Source organism: Eubacterium ramulus (assembly GCF_003122485.1).
In the GTDB taxonomy this organism is placed as follows: domain Bacteria; phylum Bacillota; class Clostridia; order Lachnospirales; family Lachnospiraceae; genus Eubacterium_I; species Eubacterium_I ramulus_A.
This window is the reverse complement of the sequence record NZ_JRFU01000134.1, coordinates 1-10,134: the sequence shown is the minus strand read 5'-3', so window position 1 is coordinate 10,134 and position 10,134 is coordinate 1. Positions and strand designations below refer to the sequence as shown.

8 protein-coding genes and 1 tRNA gene are annotated in these 10,134 nt (G+C 42.9%); 8 read left to right on the top strand and 1 reads right to left on the bottom strand.

What is annotated here, in order from left to right; genetic code table 11:
- The first annotated feature begins 97 nt into the window (after positions 1 to 97).
- The 7 genes from LG34_RS11775 to LG34_RS11745 all read left to right on the top strand — a co-directional run bounded on the left by LG34_RS11775 (position 98) and on the right by LG34_RS11745 (position 6,043).
- On the top strand, positions 98 to 472 hold the full coding sequence (locus LG34_RS11775) for a hypothetical protein (protein ID WP_109216234.1): 375 nt from the start codon (positions 98 to 100) through the stop codon (positions 470 to 472).
- A gap of 4 nt (positions 473 to 476) precedes the next feature.
- On the top strand, positions 477 to 1,364 hold the full coding sequence (locus LG34_RS11770) for a LysR family transcriptional regulator (protein ID WP_109216233.1): 888 nt from the start codon (positions 477 to 479) through the stop codon (positions 1,362 to 1,364).
- Between the two features lie 176 nt (positions 1,365 to 1,540).
- Complete coding sequence (locus tag LG34_RS11765; protein ID WP_109216232.1) at positions 1,541 to 2,941, top strand: LVIVD repeat-containing protein; 1,401 nt, start codon at positions 1,541 to 1,543, stop codon at positions 2,939 to 2,941.
- Positions 2,942 to 3,093: 152 nt separating this feature from the next.
- Positions 3,094 to 4,362 (top strand): diaminopimelate decarboxylase, encoded by a 1,269-nt coding sequence (locus LG34_RS11760; protein ID WP_109216231.1) that lies wholly within the window; start codon positions 3,094 to 3,096, stop codon positions 4,360 to 4,362.
- Between the two features lie 188 nt (positions 4,363 to 4,550).
- Positions 4,551 to 4,632: transfer RNA gene (locus LG34_RS11755), tRNA-Leu, on the top strand.
- Between the two features lie 183 nt (positions 4,633 to 4,815).
- The gene (locus LG34_RS11750) at positions 4,816 to 5,217 is read left to right on the top strand and encodes a BlaI/MecI/CopY family transcriptional regulator (RefSeq protein ID WP_109216230.1); all 402 of its coding nucleotides are present in this window, start codon (positions 4,816 to 4,818) and stop codon (positions 5,215 to 5,217) included.
- A gap of 130 nt (positions 5,218 to 5,347) precedes the next feature.
- Positions 5,348 to 6,043 carry a hypothetical protein gene (locus tag LG34_RS11745; RefSeq protein ID WP_109216229.1) on the top strand — a complete coding sequence of 232 codons (696 nt, stop codon included), beginning with the start codon at positions 5,348 to 5,350 and terminating at the stop codon, positions 6,041 to 6,043.
- A gap of 159 nt (positions 6,044 to 6,202) precedes the next feature.
- Here LG34_RS11745 and LG34_RS11740 read toward each other — a convergent pair whose 3' ends face one another.
- Entirely contained in the window at positions 6,203 to 7,303 is a 1,101-nt protein-coding gene (locus tag LG34_RS11740; protein WP_181369356.1) for a prephenate dehydrogenase, read from the bottom strand.
- A gap of 391 nt (positions 7,304 to 7,694) precedes the next feature.
- Between LG34_RS11740 and LG34_RS11735 the strand changes: the two genes are divergently transcribed.
- On the top strand, positions 7,695 to 9,767 hold the full coding sequence (locus LG34_RS11735; protein WP_109216228.1) for an elongation factor G: 2,073 nt from the start codon (positions 7,695 to 7,697) through the stop codon (positions 9,765 to 9,767).
- The last annotated feature ends 367 nt before the right edge of the window (positions 9,768 to 10,134 follow it).

Here is a 10,134-nt window from a genome sequence, read left to right as displayed (position 1 = left end):
TCCCGTCGGTAGCTTAAAGCCGGAAACTGGAGTGATATCAGTTTCCGGCATTTTTTTTTGACAGCAAATCGTATGGAAGAAAACAGGGAGAAAAGCTATGGCAGTAAAAATTGATGGAATGACAAATGTACTGGTAGTGTACAATTCGGAGGATGCAGATGAGATAGATGTTCGTCTGCGCATGGAGAAGATTGCGTGCGTCAGAAAACGGATCGGTGCCGGAAAACACGGCAATTTTCTGATGGCAATGAATAATTTTGGCGAAGAACTGTATGTGCAGCCGGAGGATGAAGCTGCTGCCCGCGAGGTGATCGCAAAGTGGCGTCGGGAGAGACAGGAAGAGCGTGAAAACCAGAAACAAAATCCAGAGACAGAGAGCTCCGAAAAAACAAATAAAATGATTGTTCCGCGGATTCTGGCAGGAATTCTGGTTGTAGTTGTTGTTGCATTATATCTCACGCATATCAGGTAGCATTATGAATGATCTTCAGATTGAATATTTTCTGGCGGCAGCCAGAAATATGAGTTTTTCAAAGGCGGCACAGGAATTATTTGTGTCGCAGCCGGCCATCAGCCGTCAGATCCTGGCACTGGAGCAGGAACTTGGATGCCCGTTATTTGAACGGTTAAACCGCGGGATCGTGCTGACAGCAAACGGCGAAATGTTTTATGATTTTTTTGAGCGGTATCGGACGGAACTGTCAGATCTGAAACTGAGGGCAAAATTGTCTCTGGAAAATAAAAACCGGGTGATTCATCTTGGTGTGCTCAATAACTGGAATATTTCCGGAATTATTTTGCCGGTACTGCGGGAATTTGCCCGGCAGTATCCGGATATCAAGGTGGAAGTAAACAGCTATGAGCCACGGAGCTCCCAGGAAGCACTGCAAAGCGGTAAGGAGGATGTGATCGTCACTATTGAACCGAAGATTTTGAACATTCAGGGCATTATGCATGCAAAGGTGATCGATCTTCCCAGAGTTTTGATCTACAGCACGGCGAATCTGCCGGATCCGGGAAAGAAACTGACGCCGTATGATTTCCGCGAGGATGAGTTTTTGACGGTGGCGGGAGAAGATAATGATTTTGTAACAGATCTGATCCGAAGCGTGTGTAAGCCTTACGGTTTTACACCGAAGATTCAACCGGTTCACAGTACGGATGCCATGATCATGGGCGTTCAGTGTGGACTTGGTGTGGCAGTGACGGATGCCTGGAGCCGGGCGCTGGATAATCCGGGATTTGCGTCGCTGGTGCTGGAATCCACTCATCCGCTCAGTGTGGTGTGGAAAAATGAGGAGAAAGATCCGGCAATTGATTGTTTTGTGGAATTGTTAAAGACTTCGATTCAGCAGTATCGTTAATGTTTTCCAAAAGCAATTTTTTAATATTTGGAAAACGTAAATCCATCTGGAAACAGAAATAGGAAAAGGAGATCTGATATAACAAAATGGTTATAACAGTCTCCTTTTTATTCTATTTGACGTATGAAAGAATGTGTTTTAAAATAGAGTCACTAAGAAAAGAAGGAGGCAGAATTATGGCAGACAAATTTTATGCCAAGGGACCGGGAAACAACGGTTATATCAAAAACCTGGAAGTTCTTGATTTCAACCCTTGGAATGGTAAAAGTGGCGCTTTCCAGATGCAGGTTTACAAAACTGCAGAAGGAAAATACTATCTGTATGGTTCCTGTTTTGGCGGTACACAGAATGGTGTACTGATTGCTGATATTACAGATCCGGAGCATACCAGATTTGTAAAACATCTGCAGTTACTGGATCCGGAAGAGTATCCGACTACCTCTACACCAAAGATTCAGGTAGCAGACGATCTTCTGATCTGTGCAATGACCGCAGGCTCAGGCCCAGGGGCATTAGTAGAGCAGAGCGAACTTATGAACATGAAATGTCAGGCAGGTATCCAGATCTGGAGCCTGAAAGAAGATCCGGAGAACCCGAAATATCTGGGTTACTGGGATTGTGGAGTACCACACTCCATCGGTGTTCATCGTTTTATGTATAACGGAGGTCCTTACGTATATCTTTCCTGCGAATCCGAGCGTTTCGAAGGTATGATCATGCGTATCGTAGATATCTCTGATCCGACAAATCCACATGAGGTTGGTAACTGGTGGGCTCCTCATCAGTTCGTAGACGGATATCCTTGCAGAACGGTTGATCATCATGCAGGACATGTTCCGTCCTTCATGGACAAAGGATGGATGCATGGACCGCCATTCAGACGTGACGACGGAATTATGTTCTGTGGTTACGGCGGAGATGGTCTGTATGTTCTGGATGCAAAAGACGTTACCCGTCCGCATCTGTTAGGACAGCTGAAATTTATGCCGGCATTCTCAAGCCATCTGGCAGGAGCACGTACTCATACAGCATTACCGCTGCCGGGTCGTGATTTCTGTGTTGTTACAAACGAGGGCGAGAGATTCCAGTTCTTCCCGGAAGGATCTATCAAAGAGGCACAGGCTATGAATAACCTTCATATGGTTGATGTCAGTGATCCGACACACCCGACTCTGATCGCAGAGTTCCCGTATCCGGAAGTACCGGAAGACTTCCCATATCCAAACTTCAACGTAATGAACCTTGGATGCCAGGGTCCGTTCGGCCCGCACAACCTGCATGAGCCGATGAGCAACAAGCCATGGCTGGAGCAGAGAGGCGACAGAGTATACTGCTGTTACTTTGCAGCAGGTCTGCGTATCTATGATGTATCTGATCCTTACTACATCAAAGAGCTTGCATACTTTATTCCGCCAAACCCGAACAAAAAACCGGAAGATTCCTTCTTCCCTGGATTACCGGGTCCGCGTAACGCAATGACAGAAGATTGCTGCGTAGATGACAGAGGATATATCTATGTAACCTGCTTCGATGATGGTTTCTATGTATTAAAGAGAACCGGAGCAGCTGACAACTAGGAAAATGTGCAGCATTTTGCTGGTGTCAAAAAAGAATAGACGCTGAAAACAGCCCATCGTCGGGAGAAAATCCTGACGAGGGTTGTTTTTTTTCGCCGTATTGTGTATGATGGATAGCGAGAGAAAAAGTGATACGACAAGGAGAAAACAAAATGAAAAAAGAACCATTTGTTACCAAAGAGCAGATTGAGGAGATTGTGAAATCTTATCCGACTCCTTTCCATTTATATGATGAAAAAGGAATCCGCGAAAATGCAAAAGCAGTGAAAGAAGCATTTGCATGGAATCCGGGCTTCCGCGAGTATTTTGCAGTAAAAGCAACTCCAAACCCGTTTTTATTAAATATTTTAAGAGAATATGGATGTGGCGCTGACTGTTCTTCCATGACAGAGCTGATGCTGTCCCATGAGATCGGAATGTCCGGCGAAGAGATCATGTTTTCCTCTAACGATACACCGGCAGAAGAGTTTGTATACGCAAATGAGATCGGTGCAACCATCAACTTAGATGATTTTACACACATTGATTTTCTGGAGAAAGCCATCGGCAAATTCCCGAAAACAATGAGTCTTCGTTATAATCCGGGTGGAGTGTATACACTGAGCAACGGTATCATGGACAACCCAGGTGATGCAAAATACGGCTTTACCAAAGAGCAGCTGTTTGAAGGATACAAACTTCTGAAAGAAAAAGGTGTAGAGCGTTTTGGTATCCATGCATTCTTAGTAAGTAATACGGTTACAAACGATTATTATCCGACACTTGCCCGTACTTTATTTGAGTTATGTGTAGAGATCAAAGAAAAACTTGGTATCAAGATCAGTTTTATCAATCTGTCCGGCGGTGTTGGAATCGCTTACAAACCGGATCAGGTTCCAAATGATATCCGTGTCATCGGCGCAGGCGTTCAGAAAGTATATGAGGAAGTTCTTGTTCCGGCAGATATGGGTGACGTTGCCATTTATACCGAGATGGGAAGATTCATGATGGGACCGTATGGCTGTCTGGTTACAAAAGCAATCCATGAGAAACACACTTACAAAGAGTATATCGGTGTAGATGCGTGTGCAGCAAACCTGATGCGTCCGGCTATTTACGGCGCATATCATCACATTACCGTTGCAGGCAAAGAGGATGCACCATGCGATCACAAATATGATGTAGTTGGTTCTCTTTGTGAGAACTGCGATAAATTTGCCGTAGACCGTATGCTTCCGAAAATCGATATGGGTGATTATCTGGTGATCCATGACACCGGTGCACACGGATTTTCCATGGGATACAATTACAATGGACGTCTCCGTTCCGCAGAGGTACTGCTGAAAGAGGATGGAAGCGCACAGCTGATCCGTCGTGCAGAGACACCGAAGGATTACTTTGCAACCTTTGACTGCTTTGACATTATCAAAGGATTGGTATAATCTGTTGATATAGTTCACTCATCACATACGTATCATCTTCTTGATGTAGACTCAAGAAGCAGCCTTCGTTTAAAAGCTCAGTTGGTAATAATCTGTCAGAAAAAAGGGTTGGAAAAAATGTAAAAAAATCTTGCGTTATGTATACATGTATGGTATGATTAGCGTGTTCGGTAAAAACCGAACACAATGCCGCTGTGGCGGAATTGGCAGACGCACTTGACTCAAAATCAAGCGGGTAACTCCGTGCCGGTTCGAGTCCGGCCAGCGGCATTTGTTTTGATAAAAAGGTGTGCTGTAATGGCACACTTTCTTATTATCACAAAGAAACATTAAAGAAAATAGAAAATAATCCGATATTGGAATTATTTGTAATGGTAGTTCGATATCGGGTTTTATATTCTATAAAAATGTTGAGAACTAAAAAATGAAGCATCAACGCAAGGGGGCGAAAGCATGATTGACAGAACGAACAAATATTATTTGACAACAGCGGAAATGCTTGTAATGCGTGCAATCTGGCTGGCAGATCACGATCTGGTTCTGAATGAGGTAGTAAGAGATTGCAATGCAGCTTACGGCAAGGACTGGAAACCGCAGACGGTAAGTACTTATTTAAGTCATTTGGTTCAGAAACAGTTTTTACGGATGGATCGTAATGGAAAGATCTACAGTTATCATCCGATTGTAAAAGCACAGGATTATATGAAGTATAACGTGCAGAATTTCGTAGAATTTTGGGGATTATCTCCGGCAGAGATGATGAAAAATTATCTCCAGATCAGAGGATCAACAAAAGAAGAACGTGATGAAGTACGTGCATATATTGCAAAATTAGAGGAAGAGAACAAAAAATAACTCTGTTTTGGTATTTTGTAACGTGTGAAAAGTCAGGAAATGAGCATTTCTTGACTTTTTTTGTTTTACCGATTAAAATAATAGTGTTTTTAACCAATAAATGGAATAAAAAGAAAGGCAGACTAGAAGAATGAAAAAAGTAATAGTAGCTATTTTAATGGCAGCCATGATCTGTTCTTTGACAGCCTGTGGTGGAAATAATAAGACAGGCGACACTTCTTCCAATACCTCTGCATCCGCAGAGCAGGCAGATGCGTCAGTCAGTGCAGAAGAGGAAGCAAAGAATGAACCGCAGTATGAAGCAGGAGTATGGACAGACAATGTGTATACCAATACTTCTCTTGGAATGACATTTACTCTTCCGGAAGGATGGCAGATCGGCACAGAGGAAGAAATGAATGCAGTACAGGACAAAGGACAGGAAGTTACCGGTGATACAGGAAGTGCGGATGCATCCGAAGCATATGATTTGTATATTTACAATTCCTCAACTGGTTCTAATATTGCTATGATGGCAGAAGATATGAGCGCGTTTGGCGATATTACTGCACAGGAGTATATAGAGTCTCTTTCTCAGCAGCTTTCCAGCTATGCAGATCAGGGAATTACTTATACGATGAATGAGATTGGAACAAAAACCATCGGAAATACAGAGTTTGTTTCTCTGGATGGTATTGCAGAGTATCAGTCTAATAACATTTATCAGTGTTATGCAGTTACTGAGATGGGTGGAAAAATGATCACTATGATCATTACCGGTCCGGCAGATCAGGGACAGGCAGAGTGTGAGGCAGTACTTGCATCTATCCAACCGATAGCACAATAGTGGTGATGGAATAAATATTAGCGACATTTCATAATGATTTATCGTAAATGGTAAAAGGTTAAAAAAGATGAAGCAGCTGTTTGCATAGACAAACGGTTGTTTCATCTTTTTGTGCTTTCGGCAAATTATACTGTATTTGCCGTTAAATATCGTTTCCTTTTATTTCTCATATACCGTGTAATGGTATTTTCGTAACAATTCTACCGCATGATCGTAGGCATCTGCCTCATAAAACTCCACCTGCAAAACACCCTGCTGGAACTCACGGTTGTGAATGATACCGATGTTTTTGATACTGATATTGTTGGAGGCAAGGATCGTAGCAATCGTAGCGATTCCTCCGGCTTCATCAATCAGGTCACAGAACAGCTGGTAAACCGGGCGGATCGGACCGCGGTGGGAGATATTGAAGGAATCGCGGTATTCCTTGGCAGAACTGAAAAATTCTTTGATCTCCTCCGGATGGCTTTCCGCAATGGTATTTCGTGTCTGCTGCAGAGCTTTAACATAAGTATCAATCAGCTCTAAAATCTGGTTTCGGTTTGCCACACAGATATTTTCCCACATGGTAGGATCTGAGGATGCGACACGGGTGATATCCTTGAAACCGCCGGCAGCAATGGTACGCAGCGTTTCGTCAGAGTCATCCAGGTTTTTCACCAGATTGACCAGTGTGGAAGCGATGACCGTCGGCAGATGACTGATGGAACCAACGGAAAAATCATGTTTTTTGTAATCCAGGATCAGCGGAACTGCACCGATGGATGCCACAAACTTTTCGAATTCCTCCACTTTTTTAGGCGAAACCGTGCGTGTCGGAGTCAGAATATAGTATGCATTTTCCAGCATGTAAGCGGTGGAATACTCATAGCCTACGTGCTCCGTTCCGCACATAGGATGACCGCCGATAAAATGTCGTTCCAGATCCGGGTATTTCTGGATCTGCTCATGGATGCCGGTTTTGACACTTCCCACATCCGTCAACAGCATATCATCATGCAGAATGCCGGATAATTCCCGGACATAGTCTGCATTGTCGAGAACAGGGGCACACAGATAGATATAATTACAATCGGAAAATCCTTTGCCTACCTGATCCAGTGCTTCTGTGATAATGCCGTCGGATAATGCGGCATCCAGAGTGGCACGACAGGTATCATAAGCGACGATCTGAATGTCCGGATAGATGCGATGCACCGTCTTTGCTACAGAACCGCCGATATGTCCAAGGCCGATAAAGCCGATTTTTTCTGGAATCATAATGTACCTCCTTCATAACTTTATTTAATAAATGATTCACTTTACATGTCACTTGAAAAAAACAGTACTTTTTTGATACGTTTTTTAACACATTTCAAATGTATTCCAGTGACATCTTTTGCCATGATAACGCATTTGCATGAAAAAGTCAACACTTTAAAGTGTAAAAGTAAAAACAGAAGATGGAAGAACATTGGCGGGAACTGTTTTTCGAAGTGAGTCATAGAAGTGTTTTGCCTGAGACTTGCTGTCGTTCAGAGAATTTCTTTGTATAGGAAGTAATTGTGAGAAAATAATGATAAAACTTGTGCATTTTTTATAAAAAGGTTGCAAAAAAGAGAAAAGTTTAGTAAAATATAACCATGATTTTTTATGTATTGGAGGAAATGACATGAACGTTTATACTACTGACAAGATCCGTAACGTAGTTTTACTGGGACATGGGGGTTCTGGAAAGACAACAATGGTTGAGGCAATGGCTTATCTGTCCGGAATTACCAATCGTATGGGAAATGTCACAGATGGCAATACCATCAGTGATTATGATAAAGAAGAGATCAAACGTGGTTTTTCTATCAGCACTTCTGTAGTCCCGATCGAGTGGAGAGAGACAAAGATCAATCTGCTGGATACTCCAGGATTTTTCGATTTTGTCGGTGAGGTAGAAGAAGCAGCAGCTGCAGCCGATGCGGCAATTATTGTGGTAAATGGTAAAGCCGGCGTGGAAGTCGGTACACAGAAAGCATGGGAGATTTGTGAGAAATACAATCTTCCGCGTATGATCTGGGTTACCAATATGGACGATGATAACGCAAGTTTCCGTCAGGTAGTCGTAGACCTGCAGGAATTATACGGAAAGAAGATCGCTCCGTTACATTTACCGATCCGTGAGAACGGACAGTTCGTTGGCTATGTCAATGTCATTCAGATGAAAGCAAAACGCTGGAAAGAGGACGGAACCGTTGATAAGACAGATGTTCCGGATTACTCTTTCGAAAACCTGGAGATCTGCCGTGAAGCATTATTAGAATCCGTTGCAGAGACAAGTGAAGAATATATGGATCGTTACTTCTCAGGCGATACCTTCTCCGAAAATGAGATCCGTCAGGTATTACATACCAATGTATGCGATGGCAGTATGGTTCCGATTTCCATGGCTTCCGGCACAATGGCAAAAGGTATCTACACTTTACTGGATGATATTGTAAAATATCTGCCAAGCCCGGAGAAAAAACAGTGCAAAGCCATCAATATCAAGACAAATGAAGTATACGATGCAGACTTTAACTTTGCAAAAGCAAAGAGTGCATATATTTTCAAAACAATTGTGGATCCGTTTATCGGAAAATATTCTCTGATCAAAGTTACATCCGGTGTTATCAAGACAGACGATGTAATGTACAACGAAGAGCACGGTATGGATGACAAGATCGGTAAATTATATGTACTGCGCGGCAACAAACCGGAAGAAGTACCGGAGCTGCATGCCGGCGATATCGGAGCACTTGCAAAATTAAATAAAGTAGTGACAACCGATACACTGTCTACAAAAGCAACACCGCTTACATTTATCAAGACAGCTGTATCCAAACCATATACATATATGAGCTACAAACCGGTAAACAAAGCCGATGTGGATAAAGTTTCTCAGGCATTGCAGAAAATGATGCAGGAAGACCTGACACTGAAAGCAGTCAATGACAGTGAGAATCATCAGTCTCTGCTGTATGCCATCGGTGATCAGCAGCTGGATGTAGTGGTAAGCAAATTAAAAGAGAAATACAAAGTTGAGATCACATTAGAGCAGCCGAAGGTTGCATTCCGTGAGACCATCCGCAAGAAAGCAGATGTAGAATACAAATACAAAAAACAGTCCGGTGGACATGGACAGTATGGTCACGTTAAGATGACATTCGAGCCATCCGGCAATCTGGAAGAAGCATATGAATTTGACCAGATCGTAGTTGGTGGTGCTGTTCCGAAAAACTACTTCCCGGCTGTAGAAAAAGGTATTCAGGAATCCGTAGAGCGCGGACCGCTGGCAGGTTACCCGGTAGTGGGCGTAAAAGCTGTATTATACGATGGATCTTACCATCCGGTAGATTCCTCTGAGATGGCATTCAAGACCGCAGCAATTCAGGCGTTCAAAAAAGGATTTATGGATGCTTCCCCGATTTTATTAGAGCCAATTGCTTCAGTAAAAGTATTGGTACCGGATAAATATACCGGTGATATTATGGGAGATTTAAATAAACGCCGTGGCCGTGTACTTGGAATGAATCCGGTAGAGGGTGGCAAACAGGAGATTATCGCAGATGTGCCGATGTCCTCACTGTTTGGTTACAATACCGATCTTCGTTCCATGACCGGCGGCAGCGGAACTTATGAGTATGAGTTCGCACGCTATGAGCAGGCACCTTCTGATGTACAGGAGAAAGAAGTGGCTGCGAGAGCAGAAGCGTAAAATTTAATATGTGAAAAGAATTCGGAAGATTTTACCTTTGCGGCTAACAATCGCTTGCCAAGGAAAAATCTTCCGATTTCTTTATTTCAGAGATGTAAATTCTTTCGACATAGAAAACGTAAATGGGAGAAGGGGGCATTTTTCTCAATGAATCCTTGTCCCTTCAACTCACTTGGGAAGACGAAAGTTTATTGACATTGCGATGTGCATCTACTATAATGGAGTTCGATAGAAATACTTTTGGTATACCAAGAAAAACCAAAAGGATACAACAAACAGCACAAAACGAAACAAAAACAAACTAACAGGAAAGTGGGACTTTATCTCAGTCGAGAAGACTCCCACTTCTGCAAGTGGTGAGTAATAA

Coding starts and splice junctions, on each gene's coding strand:
- LG34_RS11760 (WP_109216231.1), top strand. CDS start 3,094: ATGAAAAAAGAACCATTTGTTACCAAAGAGCAGATTGAGGAGATTGTG.
- LG34_RS11775 (WP_109216234.1), top strand. CDS start 98: ATGGCAGTAAAAATTGATGGAATGACAAATGTACTGGTAGTGTACAAT.
- LG34_RS11740 (WP_181369356.1), bottom strand. CDS start 7,303: ATGATTCCAGAAAAAATCGGCTTTATCGGCCTTGGACATATCGGCGGT.
- LG34_RS11770 (WP_109216233.1), top strand. CDS start 477: ATGAATGATCTTCAGATTGAATATTTTCTGGCGGCAGCCAGAAATATG.
- LG34_RS11735 (WP_109216228.1), top strand. CDS start 7,695: ATGAACGTTTATACTACTGACAAGATCCGTAACGTAGTTTTACTGGGA.
- LG34_RS11745 (WP_109216229.1), top strand. CDS start 5,348: ATGAAAAAAGTAATAGTAGCTATTTTAATGGCAGCCATGATCTGTTCT.
- LG34_RS11750 (WP_109216230.1), top strand. CDS start 4,816: ATGATTGACAGAACGAACAAATATTATTTGACAACAGCGGAAATGCTT.
- LG34_RS11765 (WP_109216232.1), top strand. CDS start 1,541: ATGGCAGACAAATTTTATGCCAAGGGACCGGGAAACAACGGTTATATC.